Below are 19,428 nucleotides of genomic sequence, written 5' to 3' on the forward strand. Positions count from 1 at the left end.
TTGGTAGCCATTCTGAAAGTGTAAAGTGATTAAATGACAATGATAAAAATTAGCGACGGAAAGAAATTTATTGGTGCTCATGTCTCAGCCGCGGGTGGTGTTGATCAAGCTCCACTCAGAGCTCGTGAAATCGGGGCCAATGCCTTTGCTCTGTTTACGAAAAATCAGAGGCAGTGGGTGGCCAAGCCATTGGATCAGAAAACCATCTCGGCCTTTAAAGCAAACTGCAAAATGTTGGGTTTTTCTGCGCAGCAGATATTGCCACATGATTCATACCTGATTAATTTGGGCGCGCCTGAAGAGGACAAACTCGCTAAGTCTCGGGCTGCGTTTATTGATGAAATGGAGCGCTGTCATCAGCTTGGTCTAACACTGCTCAACTTCCACCCAGGGAGTCACTTAAAGAAAATTTCAGAAGAAGAGTGTTTATCTCGTATTGCCGAGTCTATTAATCTTGCTCACCAAGCGGTTCCAGACGTCGTTGCCGTTATCGAAAATACGGCGGGTCAAGGAACCAACTTGGGATGGCGATTTGAACATCTCGCAGAGATTATTGAGCAGGTGGAGGATAAATCACGTGTGGGGGTCTGTATTGATACCTGTCATACATTTGCGGCTGGTTACGATTTGAGCAGTTTTACTGCTTGTGACGCAACGTTTGCTGAGTTCGATTCTATCGTTGGTATGCGCTATTTGAAGGCAATGCACATTAATGACTCAAAAATAGCGTTAGGTGGCAAAGTAGACCGCCATCACTCTTTAGGAGTTGGGGAGATAGGCTGGCACTGTTTTGAATATATTGCCAAAGATGCAAGATTTGATGGCATACCTCTGATTCTAGAGACCATTGACCCCGATATTTGGTCGCAAGAAATCGCCAAATTAAGAGAGTTTCATCATCAGGCATTAAGTGAAACTGAATAAAAGAAAATGTTGGCATTAATTTTTCATGGCTTGTTCTGTGTTCAATGCAATGGAGAGGTCATTATGCCTTATTCTTCTTTTTATACTGCTGCGCGTCCTGTTCGTTACCCTATGCCAAATCGTCACATTACGGGACAAGGTCACTACCGTACACCACAGAAGCAGTAATCTTATCTTTGTTCCTTCTACTTATTTTGCGACAATTGAAGCGCAAGTTTTAGGTAGAAGGAATAGAGGATGAAGTCTCAACTCACATGGCACGATGTTATCGGAGCTGAAAAACAGCAAGATTACTTTAAACAGACTTTAGCGTTTGTAGAAAGTGAAAGGGCATTGGGCAAAGTGGTTTATCCTCCAGCAAAAGATGTGTTCAACGCGTTTAAATCGACTGAATTTGGCGATGTGAAAGTGGTGATTTTGGGTCAAGATCCTTACCATGGCCCCAATCAAGCTCACGGATTATGTTTTTCTGTTCTTCCTGGTGTAAAAACACCGCCTTCACTTGTCAATATGTATAAAGAACTCGCACAAGATATCGAAGGGTTTGAAGTGCCAGCCCATGGCTATTTGCAAAGCTGGGCTGAGCAAGGTGTCTTATTATTGAATACTGTATTAACGGTAGAGCAAGGAAAGGCACACTCTCACGCTAAGTCAGGATGGGAAACGTTCACAGACAGAGTGATAGAAGCCGTTAATCAACATCAGAGTGGTGTTGTATTCCTTCTCTGGGGAGCGCATGCGCAGAAAAAAGGTCGATTTATTGATCGCAATAAGCATTTTGTCTTGGCAGGTCCGCATCCCTCTCCGCTTTCTGCTCATCGAGGCTTTTTTGGCTGTCGCCATTTTTCACAAGCAAACCAGATATTGATTCAGCAAGGATTGACGCCGATTGAATGGCGCTTGCCGTTGCAAGTGGACTGAACGTCTCCTATTGTTCGATGTTTGTCTAAATTTTGGTCATGATCAAAGCGGGAAGAGCGGTCCTCTTATACACTTATTAAATATAGGTGTTAAGGAGAGTCGCTATGATGATTGAAAGGATACGTCGAGAGCATGGCTATATGGTTCGTTTACTTGCTCTGCTACGTCATAAGTTAACGCAGTTGAAAAGTGAGCGCCCGGTGAATTATCGTGTATTAAGAGAGTTAGTTGATTACCTCGCTAACCATTCAGAAAAAGTTCACCACCCTAAAGAAGACATTCTGTATCACTACTACACAGAGCATTATGGTCATCACCACCAAATTGATAATTTGGAGTTAGAGCACGAGACCTTGTCCAAGAAGACCCATGATTTTCTTGGTGTTGTCGATATGGTGTTGCAGGACGCCGTGATTCCACAAGATATGTTTATCGAGCAACTCGAGGGTTTTCTTGATTCACAGAAAGCGCATCTAGAAATAGAAGAGAAGTCGATATTCCCTTATCTGATCGATAAGTTTACGGTACAGGATTGGCAGGCTGTAGAACAGCAATGGAGTGTGTGTGAAGATGATCCTGTCTTTGGCACTACGATTGCTGAGCAGTACAAAGAGTTGGCCGAACGTGTTCATCAAACCGAACACGAATGCATTTAATATAAAAAAGTAAAAAAAGAGGCGAAAACGCCTCTTTTTTATAATTCAACTTTCTCTAAATCATCAAAGCCGATATCCATATCCATTAACTCTCTTTGTAGTCGCTGGCGATCTTTTATCGCTTCGATTTCTCGCCATTTACGCTTAACCGGTTTTGAACGGCCAACTCGTCCTTTTGGAAAATCCTGTTCATACATTTCTTCAAAGTTTAAGCCTTCCATAAGCTACCTCGTTATGATTTTTGTCCCTCTAAATGGGGTCATTTTTTAATACCATATCTAAATCAACCGTAACCTTGATTCGTTTCTCATTTGTTACGTTTCAATGAAGTTTTTGCTGATATTGTGCTAGCGAGTCACAAATTGACAGGGTGTGACTGGTTGTTTTTTGTTCGGTTGGGTGGCAAATTGGCGCTAATTTGCCATCGCTAGGTTGTTAACTCGCTGTACAACACTTCATCTTGGTGAGAGTCAATTGGCTATGTGTCTATGAGCAGAAGAGGTCTTGGTGATTTATACCTTATTACATTAACTCAATGCCTTGCGTGGTAAGGCATCTTAATGATGACATGCTCATCAAAATAATATGTTTCGGAATATGCTGGTTGTTGTAATTTTTTAGAGTAATTGTTTTGCTTTTGTGGGGTAATTGCATTGCTATGTGTTAATTGTTGGTAACTATATGGTGAAAAATAACAAATGAATACATCTGTTTGCATATTGATTTTTGTTCTTCTTCGCTGCATTATCCGCCCGTCAAAAAATACGCTGATACGTAAAATGGAAGCATGAGGCGAGTTTTACAGGTCTAAACTGCATAGAACAACTATATCAACGCTAAGCAATATTGACACTTAGTGGGGCAGTTAGATGGATGGCTGGGAAGCGGAGATCAGCGAAATCTCAATATGAGGATGTTATGACAGACTTAATTAATTTAATGAATGACCTGCTTTGGGGTTCAATTCTTGTTTATCTTCTGGTCGGTGTGGGAATTTATTTTACAGTCCGCTTGGGCTTCATCCAGTTTCGCCACTTCGGTCACATGTTCTCGGTACTGAAAAACAGCCGTAAAGCTGATAAAGCAGGTATCTCATCTTTCCAAGCACTTTGTACGAGTTTAGCGGCGCGTGTTGGCACGGGTAACATGGCGGGGGTTGCCGTTGCTCTAACCGCTGGTGGCCCTGGCGCTATCTTCTGGATGTGGCTAATCGCAATGCTGGGTATGGCAACTTCGTTTGCAGAAAGTACCCTAGCTCAGCTATACAAAACCAAAGATGATGACGGTAACTACCGCGGTGGCCCAGCATACTACATGGAAAAAGGCCTAGGTATGCGCTGGATGGGAGTTCTCTTCTCGGTATTCTTGATCATTGCGTTTGGTTTGGTTTTCAACGCGGTACAAGCCAACTCTATTGCCAATGCAATGCATAATGCATTCGGTTGGGATGATACTTACGTTGGTATTGTGGTTGTCCTGCTATCTTCGATTGTTATTTTTGGTGGTATCAAGCGTATCGCTCGTGTCGCAGAACTGATTGTTCCAGTTATGGCATTGGCTTACCTACTTCTTGCTATGTTTGTCATGGTGATTAACATCGAAAAGCTTCCAGCGGTTCTGACGTTGATCTTTAAGAGCGCGTTTGGCTTACAGGAAGCGGCTGCAGGTGGTTTAGGCTATGCTATTGCTCAGGCGATGATTAACGGTGTTAAACGCGGTCTATTTTCAAATGAAGCTGGTATGGGTTCAGCACCTAACGCTGCAGCATCCGCGACACCATATCCGCCACACCCAGCCTCTCAAGGTTATGTACAGATGTTGGGCGTATTTATGGACACGATCGTTATCTGTTCAGCTACAGTTGCCATTATCCTGATGTCTGGTGAGTATGTTCCTCACGGTGAAATTACCGGTATCGAGCTAACTCAAACGGCGTTGAGTTCTCAGGTCGGTGACTGGGGTAGTATCTTTGTTGCGGTAGCGATTTTCTTCTTCGCCTTTACCTCTATTATTGCTAACTACTCTTACGCTGAAACTAACTTGATTTTCTTAGAGCACAACCATAAAGCAGGTCTTGGCATTTTCCGTATTATCGTGCTTGGTATGGTGATGTTTGGTGCAGTCGCCTCTCTACCTGTTGTGTGGTCGCTTGCTGATGTTTCAATGGGCTTGATGGCGATAGTCAACTTGATTGCTATTCTTCTGTTGTCTGGCATCGTGATCAAACTTGCTAAAGATTACAATCGTCAACTTGGTGAAGGCAAAGTTCCTACGTTTGATTCAAACGACTTCCCTGAGCTAAAGTCTCAACTTGAAGATGGTATCTGGGATCAGAGCAAAAAGAGCTAATCGATAGTTATCAGATTTGCCTATTAAAACGATTCAAAAAGCCATGCAGACATCGCATGGCTTTTTTTGTACCCTAAACTCAATAAAACAGATAAATGGATAGAGTATAAAGTCATGTTAATTGTCGTTTCTCCTGCGAAAACGTTAGATTATGAATCTCCTCTGGCGATTGAGAAGTTTACTCAGCCGGAGTTAGTTGAATATTCCAAAGAGTTAATTGATGTTTGTCGCAAGCTGACTCCTGCAGATGTCGCCAGCTTAATGAAGGTCAGCGATAAGATTGCTGATTTGAATGTAGGCCGTTTTCAAGAGTGGAGTGAAGAGTTCACGACTGACAACGCACGCCAAGCAATTCTGGCGTTTAAAGGGGATGTGTACACGGGATTGGATGCGGAGTCACTAAGTGAAGAGGACTTTGAATACGCGCAAAAACATCTGCGTATGCTATCGGGTCTCTATGGCTTGTTAAAACCACTTGATTTGATGCAACCCTACCGTTTAGAGATGGGCACCAAACTCGCCAATGGTAAAGGGAGCAACTTGTACCAGTTTTGGGGTAATGTGATTACCGATAAGCTCAATGAGGCGATTACTGCCCAAGGTGACAATGTACTTATCAACTTAGCATCAAATGAATATTTTAAAGCAGTAAAACCTAAGTTGTTGGACGCGCAGGTGATCACGCCTGTCTTTAAAGATTGTAAAAACGGCCAGTATAAAGTGATCAGTTTTTACGCCAAAAAAGCACGGGGCATGATGGCGCGTTATATCATTGAGCAACGTATCTCTAGTGTGGCTGATTTAACGAAATTTGACACTGCGGGCTATTACTTTGTTGAAGATGAGTCAACACCAACAGAGTTAGTTTTCAAACGAGAAGAACAGTAATAGAAGGCACTGAAATGTTGAACTGGTTTAAGCGATGGTTAGCCAAGTATGATCAGTGGTGTTTGTCATTGGGATTGACACCAGAGCATAAACGTAGCTGTGTTCCTTACCGAAGTGAACCAGAACAGTCTTCAGTAGAAACTACCAAAAAGGCGCAGCGATGATGCGCCTTTTTGATACGCATTGCCACCTTGATTTTGAGTGCTTTTCTGAACACTTTGCTGACCATTTAGAAACGGCTCGAAGGCATCAAGTCGAGCGCGTCTTATTGCCTTCAATAGGCATGTCTAACTGGCAAAAAGTGATATCTCTTGCAGAGCACCACACCGGTGTCTACTACGCGCTTGGAATGCACCCTTTATTTTTAAATCAGCAAAGTGAGCACCAAGTTACCGAATTGCGTCTACTATTAGAACGGCAACAGGATTTATGTGTCGCGGTAGGAGAGTGTGGTTTAGATGCCATGATTGATGTCGACATGGAACTGCAAGACCGGCTTTTCGTTCAGCAAGTCGAACTGGCTATCGAGTTTAAGCTACCTCTCATTTTACATAGCCGCAAAACGCATAACCGTTTGCTACAGATTATTAAGCAGAAGCAGTTCAAGTTTGGCGGTGTATTGCACGGTTTTTCTGGTAGCTATCAGCAAGCAATGCAGTTTGTTGAGCTTGGTTTTTATATCGGTGTCGGTGGTGTGATTGCTTATCCAAGAGCCAACAAAACGCGTTTAGCGATAGCGCAGTTACCGCTTGATGCTTTGGTGTTAGAAACAGATTCTCCCGACATGCCACTTATGAATGAGCAAGGCAAGCCTAACCATCCCCAAAACCTGAATAAAATATTGCTTGAGCTCGCATTGTTAAAGAATACCTCCACGCAAACGATTGCTGAAAGCGTTTGGAAAAATAGTCATGTGCTGTTCAATATTTGTGAATAAATCCGAAAGATAACGCACCTTCAATCACGACATTTCCATTGAATAGTGACAATGTTCACATTGTTGAGTGAATCACTGATGAATCTTATAAGAAAGTGTGAAGGTAGCATTACTTTATCGTTGGTTGGGTGAGTATAATTGCCCACGCTTTTAAGCTCCATTTTGTAACACGCCAACATATAACTAATAAGGAAATCATAAACTATGAGCCTGTTTATGAGTATTGTAGGGATGATCGTCCTGCTAGGATTAGCAGTTCTTTTATCTGACAATCGAAAAGCGATCAACTTCAGAACTGTAGGTGGTGCTTTTGCGATTCAATTTATTTTAGGTGCATTTATTCTTTATGTCCCTTGGGGACAAGAGTTGCTGAAAAACTTCTCTGATGGTGTATCAAGTGTAATTGCATATGGTAATAAAGGTACTGAATTCATCTTTGGTGGTTTAGTCTCTGGAAAAATGATTGAAATATTCGGTGGTGGCGGCTATGTTTTTGCTTTCCGCGTACTTCCTACCCTAATCTTTTTCTCTGCCTTTATCTCTGTACTTTACTACATTGGTGTAATGCAATGGGTTATCAAGATTCTTGGTGGCGGTCTACAAATAGCACTAGGTACTTCACGTGCCGAGTCAATGTCTGCAGCAGCTAACATCTTCGTTGGTCAAACTGAAGCACCTCTAGTGGTTCGTCCGTTTGTTCCTAAAATGACTCAGTCTGAGCTATTTGCAGTAATGTGTGGTGGTCTAGCTTCTATCGCAGGTGGTGTACTTGCAGCATTTGCTGGAATGGGTGTTCCAATTGAATACTTAGTAGCAGCATCATTCATGGCTGCGCCTGGTGGTCTACTGTTTGCCAAAATTATCATGCCCGAAACTGATACACCTCAAGAAGACCTAGGTAGTGACATCGACGGTGGCGCTGACAAACCCGCAAACGTTATTGATGCAGCAGCTGGTGGTGCAGCAATGGGGTTACAACTCGCTCTTAACGTAGGTGCAATGCTACTTGCATTCATCGGTTTGATCGCTCTAGTTAATGGTATGCTTGGTAGTATTGGTGGTTGGGTTGAAATGCCTGAACTAACTTTAGAGCTAATTTTAGGTTGGTTATTCTCTCCACTGGCATTTGTTATCGGTGTTCCATGGGAAGAGGCGACACTTGCTGGCTCATTCATCGGCCAGAAGATCGTTGCTAACGAATTTGTAGCTTACGCAGCATTCTCGCCATACCTAGCTGAAGGCGCTGAAATTGTTCTTTCGGATAAAACGAAAGCAATTATTTCATTCGCTCTATGTGGTTTCGCAAACCTTTCCTCTATCGCGATCCTTCTAGGAGGTCTAGGTAGCCTTGCCCCTGAACGTCGTCACGAGATCGCTCGTATGGGTGTTAAAGCGGTTTGTGCTGGTACGCTATCTAACCTAATGGCGGCAACAATTGCAGGTTTCTGTTTGAGCCTAGCAGCTCTTTAATTACGCCGTAATTAATATATATAGACGCCGTTTTAAAAAGCCCCGTAGTCACACGTTGTGTGCTACGGGGCTTTTTTATTTTTTCTTTCGTCGTTTGTTGCTTGCTAACGATGTTAACTGCGAATATTCACCCCAATCATTTAGTGAAATGAAACACCTTGGGAGTCACATTCTTGTTGCCTTTGTTCGCGAACAAAATACTTGGAAATACATCAGCCTAATTGGATTTAGGCGATAAATTCACTGCGTTTGGATATTGATAAGATTGAGCAAACGTTAAGCAGAATCTTTTTTGAGATACAAACCGTTTGCGCTCTATGAGCCACTACAGTTCTACGACAAATAGCTATAATGTAGGTATCTATAGAAAGTAGGGTTAAACTTATGAACGAAGTTATCCTCGCAACCTTAGCGGGTTTTGTCGTTGGAGTCCTGTTTTCCGCCATCAAGCTTCCGGTACCTGCGCCACCTGTTTTGGCAGGCGTTATGGGCATCGTCGGAGTGTACTTAGGTGGTGTAGCCTATCAATGGATTATTGAAAGGTTTTTTAGCTAGTGATAATTCATACAAGGAGTATGATTGGCGCTGGCAGCAACTGACCGTTGCTTGGGTTAAAGCCCATATACGTTAGACACCGCAATCGTAGATTGTTGTGCCATAGACCAAACTGGTACTGTGCGGTGACAAGGATAGCAATTGGCATATTAAAATTCGCTGTATATGCCGAGTCTTCAAGGAACCAAGTCCGTTCATAAATGACTGCAGTTCTGCAAACGATGCAGAGCAGTGACTTTTTTGAATATTGATCGGAGATAGAAATGAGCGATTTAAAAGCAGCAGCACTACGTGCACTTAAACTAATGGACCTAACTACGCTGAATGATGATGACACTGATGCGAAAGTTATTTCTCTATGTCATGACGCAAAATCAGCAGTAGGTAACACGGCTGCAATTTGTATTTACCCTCGCTTTATTCCTATTGCTAAGAAGACACTTCGTGAGCAAGGTACGCCAGACGTTCGCATTGCAACAGTAACAAACTTCCCTCACGGTAATGACGATATCGAAATCGCAGTTGCTGAGACAAAAGCCGCTGTAGCTTACGGTGCTGATGAAGTTGACGTAGTATTCCCATACCGCGCCCTAATGGCGGGTAACGAAGAAGTGGGATACGAGCTGGTTAAGCAATGTAAAGAAGCGTGTGGCGATATCCTTCTAAAAGTTATCATCGAAACGGGTGAGCTGAAAGAAGAAGCACTTATCAAGAAAGCATCAGAAATTTGTATCAAAGCGGGTGCAGATTTCATTAAAACTTCAACGGGTAAAGTGCCAGTAAATGCAACTCCAGAGTACGCTCGCATGATGTTAGAAGTGATTCGTGACATGGGCGTTGCACAAACGGTTGGTTTCAAACCAGCGGGTGGTGTGCGTACTGCGGAAGATGCGCAAGCATACTTAGCAATGGCTGACGAAATCCTTGGTGACAACTGGGTAGATGCTCGTCACTACCGTTTTGGTGCGTCAAGCTTGCTGACGAACCTACTTAATACATTAGAAGTAACAGACGAGACTGCAGATCCTGCAGCATACTAATTCTCTCGTCCTATTTGACGCCGCAGCGTTGTTGACTGCGTAAGTTCATCCTAATCACATAGGGCCTCTATGCTCATAGGAATGAACTTACTTGTCGCCTAGCTGCAACGCCAAATAGTTTGAGAGTAAATAATGACAAAGTCAAAGTCTGTTTGGTGGGGTGGTAAGTCGCCACTCCACATTACCTCTTTACCTTACAACCATTGCTAAAAAAGCATGGGAGGATCTAATGTATTTACCTCAAGCTTTCTTACCACAAGAAGTGATTCGTAAAAAACGCGACGGCGAAATTCTTACTGCCGACGAAATTAACTTCTTTATCCAAGGTGTAGCGAAGAACACTGTATCTGAAGGTCAGATCGCAGCGTTTGCTATGGCTATCTTTTTCAACGAAATGACTATGCCAGAACGTATCGCACTCACTTGTGCAATGCGTGACTCTGGTATGGTTATCGATTGGAGCGACAAAGAGTTTGGCGGCCCGATTGTTGATAAACACTCAACCGGTGGTGTCGGTGATGTGACCTCGCTTATGCTAGGTCCTATGGTTGCTGCATGTGGTGGTTTCGTTCCGATGATCTCAGGCCGTGGTCTTGGTCATACGGGGGGAACTCTCGATAAGCTTGAATCGATTCCTGGCTACAATATCACGCCGACCAATGAAGTGTTTGGTGATGTTACTAAAGATGCTGGTGTGGCGATTATTGGCCAGACGGGTGATCTCGCTCCTGCCGATAAACGTGTATACGCCACTCGCGATATCACAGCAACCGTTGACAACATTTCTCTGATCACAGCATCGATTCTTTCGAAGAAACTTGCTGCTGGTCTAGAGTCGCTTGTTATGGATGTCAAAGTGGGTTCTGGCGCTTTTATGCCAACTTATGAAGCATCTGAAGAATTAGCTAAATCTATTGTAGCGGTTGCAAACGGTGCGGGTACTAAGACAACGGCAATCTTAACGGATATGAACCAAGTTCTAGCCTCCTCTGCTGGTAACGCAGTAGAAGTGCGTGAAGCTGTTCAGTTCCTGACTGGCGAGTATCGTAACCCGCGTCTTCTTGAAGTGACGATGGCGTCATGTGCTGAAATGTTGGTGTTAGCTAAACTCGCTGACAATACGGAACAAGCACGCGCTAAACTGATGGAAGTACTTGATAACGGTAAAGCGGCGGAATGCTTCGGTAAAATGGTCGCTGGTCTTGGTGGTCCTGCTGACTTCGTAGAAAACTATGATAGCTACCTAGATAAAGCAGAAATTATTAAGCCGGTTTATGCGGAACAATCGGGCGTAGTCTCTGCTATGGATACTCGAGCAATTGGTATGGCCGTGGTTGCGATGGGCGGTGGACGCCGAGTTGCAACTGATACGATTGATTATGCTGTCGGTTTCGATCATTTTATTCGTTTAGGCGAACAAGCTTCGAATGATAAACCTCTCGCTGTTATTCACGCACGTAGTGAAGAGCAATGGCAGGAAGCGGCAGATGCGCTGAAGAAAGCAATTACGATTGGCGGTGAGTACATTGCAACGCCAGAAGTTTACTGCCAGATTCGCGCGGAAGACGTTTAATTAAATTACACAAAGGCCTGCTTGCACCACAAATAGTCAAAGTTGAGTGGGCCTAAGGAAAGAGCAATGAAAAGAGCATTTATTTTAGTCCTAGACTCATTTGGCATCGGTGCAACTGCAGATGCAAAAGACTTTGGTGATGTCGGTTCTGACACCTTAGGTCATATTGCAGAGCAGTGTGAGAAAGGTTTAGCGGATAACGCAGAGCGTAGTGGTCCTCTTCGTCTACCAAACTTGTCTAAACTTGGTCTTGCGATGGCTCATAAAGAGTCGACAGGTAGTTTTGCTCCGGGCCTTGACGCTGATGCAGAAATCATTGGCGCTTACGGCCATGCTGCCGAGCTATCTTCAGGCAAAGACACGCCATCTGGTCACTGGGAAATTGCAGGTGTGCCTGTACTTTTCGACTGGGGTTACTTCACAGATAAACAAAACAGTTTCCCTAAAGAACTGACGGACCGAATCCTTGAGCGTGCAGGCTTAGATGGTTTCTTAGGTAACTGCCACGCATCAGGAACACAAGTTCTTGATGATCTTGGTGAAGAGCACATGAAAACAGGTCAACCGATCTTCTATACTTCGGCTGACTCAGTATTTCAAATTGCGTGTCATGAAGAGACATTTGGTTTAGACCGCCTACTTGAACTGTGCCAAATTGCGCGTGAAGAGCTGGAAGATTACAACATTGGCCGCGTTATCGCTCGTCCTTTCATTGGCCCTGGTAAAGGTCAGTTTGAGCGTACTGGTAACCGTCGCGATTTGTCAGTTGAACCACCTTCAGCCACTGTTCTACAAAAACTGGTAGAAGAGAAGCAAGGCAATGTTGTTTCAATCGGTAAGATTGCTGATATCTACGCTAACTGCGGCATCACCAAGAAAGTGAAAGCAACAGGTATCCCAGCGCTGTTCGAAGCGACTCTTGAGCAAATCAAAGACGCTGGCGACAACACTATCGTGTTCACTAACTTTGTAGACTTTGACTCTGCATACGGTCACCGTCGTGATGTGGCGGGTTATGCAGCCGCACTAGAATATTTCGATGGACGAATCAACGAAGTACTAGAGTTAATGGAGCAAGATGATGTTCTTATCCTGACGGCTGACCACGGTTGTGACCCAACTTGGCCAGGTACTGACCACACTCGTGAACACATTCCAGTGATTGTTTACGGTCCAAAAGTTCCAGCGGGCTCTCTTGGTCTACGTGACACATTCGCTGACATCGGTCAGACACTGGCGAGTCACTTTGGTATTTCGCCAATGGATTACGGTAAAAACTTCCTGTAATCCAAGCAGTTTAATTGAAAAATAGAGGGCTAGTCCCTCTATTATTTTGTCATTTCTAACTAAGGAAATTGAATCATGGCAACTCCACATATCAACGCAGAAATGGGTGCATTCGCAGATGTTGTTCTAATGCCGGGTGACCCGCTACGTGCTAAATACATTGCAGAAACCTTCTTGGAAGATGTTGTACAGGTATGTGACGTACGAAACATGTACGGCTTCACGGGCACTTACAAGGGCCGTAAAGTATCAGTAATGGGTCACGGTATGGGTATCCCATCATGCTCGATCTACGCGACGGAACTTATCAAAGATTTCGGCGTGAAAAAAATTATTCGCGTAGGCAGCTGTGGTGCAGTAAGCGAAGACATTAAAGTTCGCGACGTTGTTATCGGTATGGGCGCGTGTACTGACTCGAAAGTGAACCGTATCCGTTTCAAAGGTCATGACTTTGCTGCAATCGCTGATTACAAGATGGTTCGTGCAGCTGAAGATGCAGCGAAAGCTCGTGGCATTGAAGTAAAAGTAGGTAACCTATTTTCGGCAGAACTCTTCTACACGCCAGATCCTGAAATGTTCGATGTTATGGACAAGTACGGCATCGTAGGTGTTGAGATGGAAGCCGCTGGTATCTACGGCGTATGTGCTGAGTACGGCGCGAAAGCGCTAACCATCTGTACTGTTTCTGACCATATCAAGACGGGTGAGCAAACGACTTCAGATGAGCGTCAGACGACTTTCAACGATATGATGATCATTGCGTTGGATTCAGTGCTACTAGGTGACGCAGAGTAATTAAGAGCGGGCTGCGCCCTGCGAGAACTTAGAACGCTACGCTTCTAGATCGGACTTCGTCCTTCGAGAGGAGCTTGTGATGAGCGAGTCGAAAGTTGCAGGCAGTGCTGGCTAATCTTATAGTCTAATTATCTGATTTTAAAAGAAAAGGGTTGACATGGTGTGTCAGCCCTTAAAAATTTTTCTCGCTTACATATCCTTCAACAACAAATTCTCGCCTTTGTGTTTGTTAGGCTTACGTCGCACGATCAGTGTTAATAGAAGACCAGCGATAAAACTGAGTCCGACCATGGTATACATGTATCGATCACTCTTTCGGTAGTAGTGGTCAGAGAAAGCGGTCAGCTTGCCAGTTTCGAAGGTGATACGCACAAAACCGATCACAGAGCCGTCATGTAAAACCGGCTCAACGAGCTGCTGTTTACCGATACGTGCGGTTTCCAGAGGGGTATCAAGACCAAGCATTTCGCGCACTGATTTAGCTTGATCGCTGGCTGCTAGCTTTACACCCTCAGCATCATAAATGGTTGCATCAACAACCAGATTGTCTTTAGCCAGCTGATTGGTCAGTCTCAGTAGGCGCTCTTGATCCTGATTAACGATCATATCGCTAGCGGAAAGTGAAGCCTGTGAAATCAGAATATTGGTTAGCGTTTCTAACTGATTAGCCTGAATCTGTTCATTGCCCTTGGTTATTTTGACGCTGTTGATCGCGATAGACGCCACCATCGCAATTAAGGAGACAATTCCTAGCACCTTCATGGCCATTCGAAATGAGAATAGGGAGGTGTCCATTTTTCACCTAAATCGAGCTTAATTGTACTTTAGAGCATATTGAGACTTGCGCATCCAAATTGCAATAGGTTAACGTGATGGGAGATTTTATAGGAATTGCAAACATGGACACGTTGAAGACTCTCTCTATTCGTAAACATACCCCTTTAATTAACCGCTTACCTGAAACCCGACTAGCAACGCAATTTGACAAGGCGAAAGCTGGATGGGTCGTTTTTGCTGACTATCTATGCCCAGATCAGTTTAATGATATTGATTTCTTCGTCGGCTATAACAATGCCGTTGTTGATGTATGGAAAGTTGGAAACTACGAAGTTGCATTAATGGCAGGGGAGCTCACCGCAGAGCATGAGGAAATTTTACAAGCTCTGAAATTAGACTATTCCGCTCTGCATGATATGCCCGATTTGACTAAGCCGGGTTTGGTGGTACTCGATATGGACTCAACGGCAATTCAGATTGAGTGTATCGATGAGATCGCTAAGCTAGCAGGTGTTGGCGAGGAAGTGGCAGAAGTGACCGAACGTGCAATGCAAGGCGAGCTCGATTTTGAGCAGAGCTTGCGTCAGCGCGTTGCCAAACTTGAGGGCGCAGATGAATCTATATTGTCTGAGGTACGCCAAACACTCCCTTTAATGCCTGATTTGCCTGAACTGATCGGTACACTAAAGCAGTATGGTTGGAAGACAGCTATCGCATCCGGTGGCTTTACCTACTTTTCCGATCACCTTCAGCAGCGCCTTGAGCTAGACCATGCACAGTCAAATCAACTAGAGATTGTCGACGGCAAGCTAACCGGTAAGGTCGTTGGTGACGTGGTATCTGCACAGACGAAGGCTGACATCCTACTCGAATTAGCTGAGCAGTATGATATTGAAGCGCACAATACGATAGCGGTTGGTGACGGCGCTAATGATCTAGTGATGATGGAAACGGCTGGATTGGGTGTTGCTTATCACGCTAAACCTAAGGTAGAGCAGCAAGCAAGAAGTGCCGTGCGTTACGCTGGGCTGGGCGGCATAATCTGCATTCTATCTGCAATCCTAGTTAAGCAGAAACGGGTTAGCTTTAAGCCTCAACCTTAAAGAAAAGCGAGACATTGTCTCGCTTTTTTATCGAGTTAACTCCAGTCGGATTAAGACTTCTTCAGTGATGTCGATAAGTTCACCGTAGCCAACAATACTATGCATCTCTTTTTCTAAGCTTCGAGCTTGATGCATGCTGACTTGAGCCAGCTCGTTTAAGTCTTTGCGCACTAAAGCTGTTATCGGATCAAATACAGGGGCACCACAAATACGGATGGCATAAAACTCACCCATCGCTTGTGACTTTTTGATAAACATAATGCGTTCTTTGATATTGGCAAATTCACTGCTCAGCTTTGATTCGACAGATTGGATTCGAGTGCCGAACTTGACTGTCGCTAGGTAGAGTTCGTGGTATTGAGGCTCTGCACCCTCGATACGCTTCATGGGTTGTGCTAGCAGCGTATTGGTCCGTCCCTTATAGATTGGTGCTAAGGAGAAGCTCTTTTCATCGCCTAGTTTCGCTAAGATTGCGAGATAAGACTTGAGTGGATAGTTCACTCCAATCGCTTTAGGTCTGAGACTGCCCCCTTTCTTCTCTACGTAGAGAGGCGTGCTGACCATCTTATCGAGCAGGATGTTGTGTAAACCTTCCAATAGCTCATTACTTGGGAGCAACTCTTTTTTAGCGATGAGTTTATCTTGGTTGTGTTCGATTAACTTGCCGAAAAAGGTAATAGTCCGCATCATCTGGCTATCTTCAATGATGGCAAGTTGGAGCGTTTTTTCACCTGGGCTGACACGAATAATGGTGTATGGCACCACATCCAAAGGCAGCTTCTTGTCGTAAAGCTGAAGTTCTTTAAAGTTAATCGTACAAGTATCCCCGGCTTTTAAGCTGCACGGCTGTGTTAATGCGATGCTCATACCGTGTTTGGAAATATCGACACTGACGCCTTCAATACTTTGACCACTGGGATGTGAAAGCGTAATAGGGGAACGGAACTGATACCTAGGTTCTCTGCGTCGAGATTTTGCATCAAAGTAAACACAAGCAGGATTGCTTTCAGGGTTTCGAGCATGTCGAAAACGATTGAGCTCGTTGCTTGCGAGCTGAGGTTTATCCGTTAGCAGGTAGTCCTGTCGGCTACTTTCGTCGGCGATCTCTTGTAAGATACCGCAGTGAGTCAAAGACTCTGTTTCCAACTCACTGGAGTGGTTTGCCAGTGTTTGTTTTTCTGCTTCAGACAACTCAAACACAGACAGGCGGAATGCCTTCCAGCTCTCCTTTTTGGCTCCAATATGCCAAAACAACTGACGCAATTCGCGAGTCGCTTCCGGCATCATCATTGAGAAGAAGAGGGTTTTATCTTTATGCTCATGAGTGAACGAGTAAAGTACATTGTTACTGCCTCTCATGCCTTCAGCCGTTAGCTGCGTCATACGCTGTTCATGAAAAAGGCTGCTTAGTGTCTGTTGATTGCGCTCGTCATGCCAGTACTGCCAGATAGGCTGATTATTTTCCGTCATCAGTACGAGCTTAAGCTCATTGCCGCTAAAAAAGACAGGTAAGTTGCAAGTGTGTTTTAAATAGGTGTGCTCGAAACCTCGTGAACGAGCACGGATAATCTTGTCCTGATTGTCATGACGAGCTTTCTGCGTGTCACTTTTCACTACGTAGTCGATAACTTGTTCAATGATGTTTGACGTATCAAGCTTTAGTAGGCGAAGGAACTTAACCGCATCGTTTTCGTATGACTCATCAATCCCAACAATGCGATATGGGATCACGGAATCAATACCACCAATGTCGACATTTTTGCTCAGTTCTACTAGACGAACATCGATCACTTCACCGAGTTTGTAATCAAACGCGGAAGGGACTTTAAATTTAGCGCCTGAAGGTGAGAGATCGATGGTGACCGCGTGGACCACTTGTCTATTGGCCAACTTGAGTTCTATTTGAGAAGACAGTTTTAGGCGGTTCTCTTTACGCTTAAGATCATAGCCTAACGTGATTGCTTCGACGTTGATGCCATTCGTTTCTATGCTGACTTCAGTGCCTAGGGGCTTGCCACGCTTTTGCATGACGCGGAAATTATTATGGGTGTTACATAGCGCTTCCCAAACACCCTCAGTATACCCACCAAATTTACGGGTGTTCTTATGATAGGCGTTGAAAGCGACATCATCTAACCAGTGCTTGAGACCATCGAGTTCGTATTCGCGACACTCTCCCTTGACTCGTCCGCGTAAATCGATGGGTTTAGTGCAAGGCGCCATAACACGGTTAAGCTCCATTTTTACTAGGATCTTAACGGAAGGAGGATCCCCCTCTGTCATTTGACCGAGAAGATAATCGAAGTCTTCTGAGTGATAAACGGGAATTAGACGTTCCGCGAGAGAGAGTATTTCTGGCTGCTGCATATTTTTTGTTAGAGTATCCCTTACTCATTTCATATCGGCCTTGATATAAAGATCTTTAGTGATATGTTACTGCGAATCAAGTAGAGAAGATGATATAAGCTACTTCCGTCGTAGTTTATGTCACAAATACATAATTTAAGACCTGAGGTTACATGGCAAAAGCGAAAACAGCGTACGTATGTAATGACTGCGGTGCAGATTTCCCACGTTGGCAAGGACAGTGCAACGCCTGTGGCGCGTGGAACACTATCAGTGAAGTCCGATTGGCAGCATCTCCAAGTGTTGCTCGTAACGAACGTCTATCGGGATATGCAGGTTCAACTACGGAAACCAAAGTTCAGACACTGTCAGAGATCGATCTGCAAGAAGTCCCTCGTTTTACGAGCGGCTTTAAAGAACTCGATCGAGTTCTGGGTGGCGGTGTCGTTCCTGGGGCTGCGATCCTTATCGGTGGTAATCCGGGGGCTGGTAAATCCACACTGCTACTACAAACTATGTGCTATTTGGCATCACAAATGCCGACCTTATATGTGACTGGTGAAGAGTCACTGCAACAGGTCGCGATGCGCGCTTCTCGGTTAGGTCTGCCGAAAGATAATCTAAAAATGCTTTCGGAGACCAATGTTGACCGAATTTGTCAGATCGCTGAAAAAGAGCAGCCCAAAATTATGGTGATTGACTCTATTCAAGTTATGCATGTATCAGATGTTCAATCTTCACCAGGTAGTGTGGCTCAGGTACGAGAGTCTGCTACTGCGCTCACACGGTACGCTAAACAAAACAATGTCGCGGTATTTATCGTTGGTCATGTTACCAAAGATGGTACGTTGGCGGGGCCAAAAGTATTGGAACATATCATTGACTGCTCCGTATTGCTCGATGGCGGGGCAGACAGTCGTTTTCGTACTTTACGCAGCCATAAAAACCGTTTTGGTGCGGTGAATGAGTTGGGGGTCTTCGCTATGACGGGTCAAGGCTTAAAAGAGGTGAGCAATCCATCTGCAATCTTCCTTTCTCGCGGCGAGGAAGAGACGTCAGGCAGCTCGGTGATGGTTGTTTGGGAAGGAACACGCCCACTTCTTGTAGAGATACAGGCGTTGGTTGATTATTCACAGTTGGCCAATCCACGTCGTGTTGCTGTTGGTCTCGAACAGAATCGTTTATCGCTTTTACTTGCAGTGCTGCACAAGCATGGTGGTCTACAGATGGCGGATCAAGATGTTTTCGTCAATGTCGTCGGCGGGGTAAAAGTGACAGAAACCAGTGCCGATTTAGCGTTAGTGATGGCATTACTCTCTAGCTTCCGTGATCGACCATTGCCTAAGGATGTGGTGGTGTTTGGAGAAGTTGGATTGGCTGGTGAGATTCGCCCTGTTCCCAGTGGTCAAGAGCGACTTAACGAAGCCTTTAAACACGGCTTTAAGCGAGCGATAGTGCCTGCGGCAAATATGCCCAAAGGTGGTATTGCTGGAATGCAGATTCATGGGGTTAAAAAGCTTAGCGAAGCGATTGAAGCGTTTGATGAGCTTTAAACAGAGGGGCTTCGCCCTGCGAGAATCTAGAACGCTTCGCGTCGAGATCGGGCTGCGCCCTTCGAGAGGAGCTTGTGATGAGCGAGTCGAAAGTTGCAGGCAAAGCTGGATGAGATTTAAGCTTAATTGTATGAATTTAAAAGAAAAAGGTTGACGCACACTGTCAACCCTTCCAAGATTTTCTCGCTTCTCGCTTCTCGCTTCTCGCTTCTCGCTTCTCGCTTCTCGCTTCTCGCTTCTCGCTTCTCGCTTCT

General features: G+C 44.6%; 18 protein-coding genes. 15 read left to right on the forward strand and 3 right to left on the reverse strand.

The annotated features are described in order from the left end of the window. Positions 1-39 precede the first annotated feature (39 nt). The 3 genes from nfo (at position 40) to ACQEXR_RS02595 (ending at position 2,501) form a co-directional block, all read left to right on the forward strand. On the forward strand, positions 40-924 hold the full coding sequence (nfo, locus tag ACQEXR_RS02585) for a deoxyribonuclease IV (RefSeq protein ID WP_427019706.1): 885 nt from the start codon (positions 40-42) through the stop codon (positions 922-924). A gap of 237 nt (positions 925-1,161) precedes the next feature. Beyond that, positions 1,162-1,845 carry a uracil-DNA glycosylase gene (gene ung, locus ACQEXR_RS02590; RefSeq protein WP_138972499.1) on the forward strand — a complete coding sequence of 228 codons (684 nt, stop codon included), beginning with the start codon at positions 1,162-1,164 and terminating at the stop codon, positions 1,843-1,845. Positions 1,846-1,949: 104 nt separating this feature from the next. Beyond that, positions 1,950-2,501: a hemerythrin domain-containing protein gene (locus tag ACQEXR_RS02595; RefSeq protein ID WP_138972498.1), complete on the forward strand. Its 552-nt coding sequence runs from the start codon at positions 1,950-1,952 to the stop codon at positions 2,499-2,501. Between the two features lie 38 nt (positions 2,502-2,539). Here ACQEXR_RS02595 and ACQEXR_RS02600 read toward each other — a convergent pair whose 3' ends face one another. Next, a complete protein-coding gene (locus tag ACQEXR_RS02600; protein ID WP_269376620.1) occupies positions 2,540-2,722 on the reverse strand; it encodes a DUF3545 family protein in 183 nt (60 codons plus the stop codon). Positions 2,723-3,419: 697 nt separating this feature from the next. Between ACQEXR_RS02600 and ACQEXR_RS02605 the strand changes: the two genes are divergently transcribed. The 10 genes from ACQEXR_RS02605 to deoD all read left to right on the forward strand — a co-directional run bounded on the left by ACQEXR_RS02605 (position 3,420) and on the right by deoD (position 13,395). After that, positions 3,420-4,850 carry an alanine/glycine:cation symporter family protein gene (locus ACQEXR_RS02605; RefSeq protein ID WP_426950763.1) on the forward strand — a complete coding sequence of 477 codons (1,431 nt, stop codon included), beginning with the start codon at positions 3,420-3,422 and terminating at the stop codon, positions 4,848-4,850. A gap of 114 nt (positions 4,851-4,964) precedes the next feature. Further along, positions 4,965-5,738 (forward strand): peroxide stress protein YaaA, encoded by a 774-nt coding sequence (yaaA, locus tag ACQEXR_RS02610; RefSeq protein WP_426950765.1) that lies wholly within the window; start codon positions 4,965-4,967, stop codon positions 5,736-5,738. 14 nt (positions 5,739-5,752) lie between these two features. Next, a complete protein-coding gene (locus ACQEXR_RS02615; RefSeq protein WP_331428432.1) occupies positions 5,753-5,902 on the forward strand; it encodes a DUF5363 family protein in 150 nt (49 codons plus the stop codon). Continuing rightward, complete coding sequence (locus tag ACQEXR_RS02620; protein ID WP_331418455.1) at positions 5,902-6,675, forward strand: TatD family hydrolase; 774 nt, start codon at positions 5,902-5,904, stop codon at positions 6,673-6,675. The genes ACQEXR_RS02615 and ACQEXR_RS02620 overlap by 1 nt, the downstream gene beginning before the upstream one ends. A 204-nt stretch (positions 6,676-6,879) precedes the next feature. Then, positions 6,880-8,145 (forward strand): NupC/NupG family nucleoside CNT transporter, encoded by a 1,266-nt coding sequence (locus ACQEXR_RS02625; RefSeq protein ID WP_427019704.1) that lies wholly within the window; start codon positions 6,880-6,882, stop codon positions 8,143-8,145. A 384-nt stretch (positions 8,146-8,529) separates the two neighbouring features. Further along, positions 8,530-8,700 (forward strand): XapX domain-containing protein, encoded by a 171-nt coding sequence (locus tag ACQEXR_RS02630; protein WP_138973512.1) that lies wholly within the window; start codon positions 8,530-8,532, stop codon positions 8,698-8,700. 263 nt (positions 8,701-8,963) lie between these two features. After that, on the forward strand, positions 8,964-9,740 hold the full coding sequence (deoC, locus tag ACQEXR_RS02635) for a deoxyribose-phosphate aldolase (RefSeq protein WP_331428430.1): 777 nt from the start codon (positions 8,964-8,966) through the stop codon (positions 9,738-9,740). A gap of 229 nt (positions 9,741-9,969) precedes the next feature. Next, on the forward strand, positions 9,970-11,313 hold the full coding sequence (gene deoA / locus ACQEXR_RS02640; protein WP_427019705.1) for a thymidine phosphorylase: 1,344 nt from the start codon (positions 9,970-9,972) through the stop codon (positions 11,311-11,313). Between the two features lie 66 nt (positions 11,314-11,379). Beyond that, positions 11,380-12,600 carry a phosphopentomutase gene (locus tag ACQEXR_RS02645; protein WP_138973508.1) on the forward strand — a complete coding sequence of 407 codons (1,221 nt, stop codon included), beginning with the start codon at positions 11,380-11,382 and terminating at the stop codon, positions 12,598-12,600. A gap of 75 nt (positions 12,601-12,675) precedes the next feature. After that, on the forward strand, positions 12,676-13,395 hold the full coding sequence (deoD, locus tag ACQEXR_RS02650) for a purine-nucleoside phosphorylase (protein ID WP_005473519.1): 720 nt from the start codon (positions 12,676-12,678) through the stop codon (positions 13,393-13,395). Positions 13,396-13,584: 189 nt separating this feature from the next. Here deoD and ACQEXR_RS02655 read toward each other — a convergent pair whose 3' ends face one another. After that, entirely contained in the window at positions 13,585-14,190 is a 606-nt protein-coding gene (locus tag ACQEXR_RS02655) for a YtjB family periplasmic protein (RefSeq protein WP_426950769.1), read from the reverse strand. A gap of 104 nt (positions 14,191-14,294) precedes the next feature. Here ACQEXR_RS02655 and serB point away from each other — a divergent pair, with 104 nt between their 5' ends. Then, positions 14,295-15,275 carry a phosphoserine phosphatase gene (gene serB, locus ACQEXR_RS02660; protein ID WP_426950770.1) on the forward strand — a complete coding sequence of 327 codons (981 nt, stop codon included), beginning with the start codon at positions 14,295-14,297 and terminating at the stop codon, positions 15,273-15,275. Between the two features lie 27 nt (positions 15,276-15,302). On the opposite strand, the gene ACQEXR_RS02665 is transcribed toward serB, so the two are convergent. Then, the gene (locus ACQEXR_RS02665; protein ID WP_426950771.1) at positions 15,303-17,642 is read right to left on the reverse strand and encodes a PilZ domain-containing protein; all 2,340 of its coding nucleotides are present in this window, start codon (positions 17,640-17,642) and stop codon (positions 15,303-15,305) included. A 152-nt stretch (positions 17,643-17,794) separates the two neighbouring features. Here ACQEXR_RS02665 and radA point away from each other — a divergent pair, with 152 nt between their 5' ends. Then, the gene (gene radA / locus ACQEXR_RS02670; RefSeq protein ID WP_138973504.1) at positions 17,795-19,174 is read left to right on the forward strand and encodes a DNA repair protein RadA; all 1,380 of its coding nucleotides are present in this window, start codon (positions 17,795-17,797) and stop codon (positions 19,172-19,174) included. Positions 19,175-19,428: the final 254 nt, after the last annotated feature.

It is taken from the genome of Vibrio sp. TRT 2004 (assembly GCF_050113735.1).
Classification (GTDB): domain Bacteria; phylum Pseudomonadota; class Gammaproteobacteria; order Enterobacterales; family Vibrionaceae; genus Vibrio.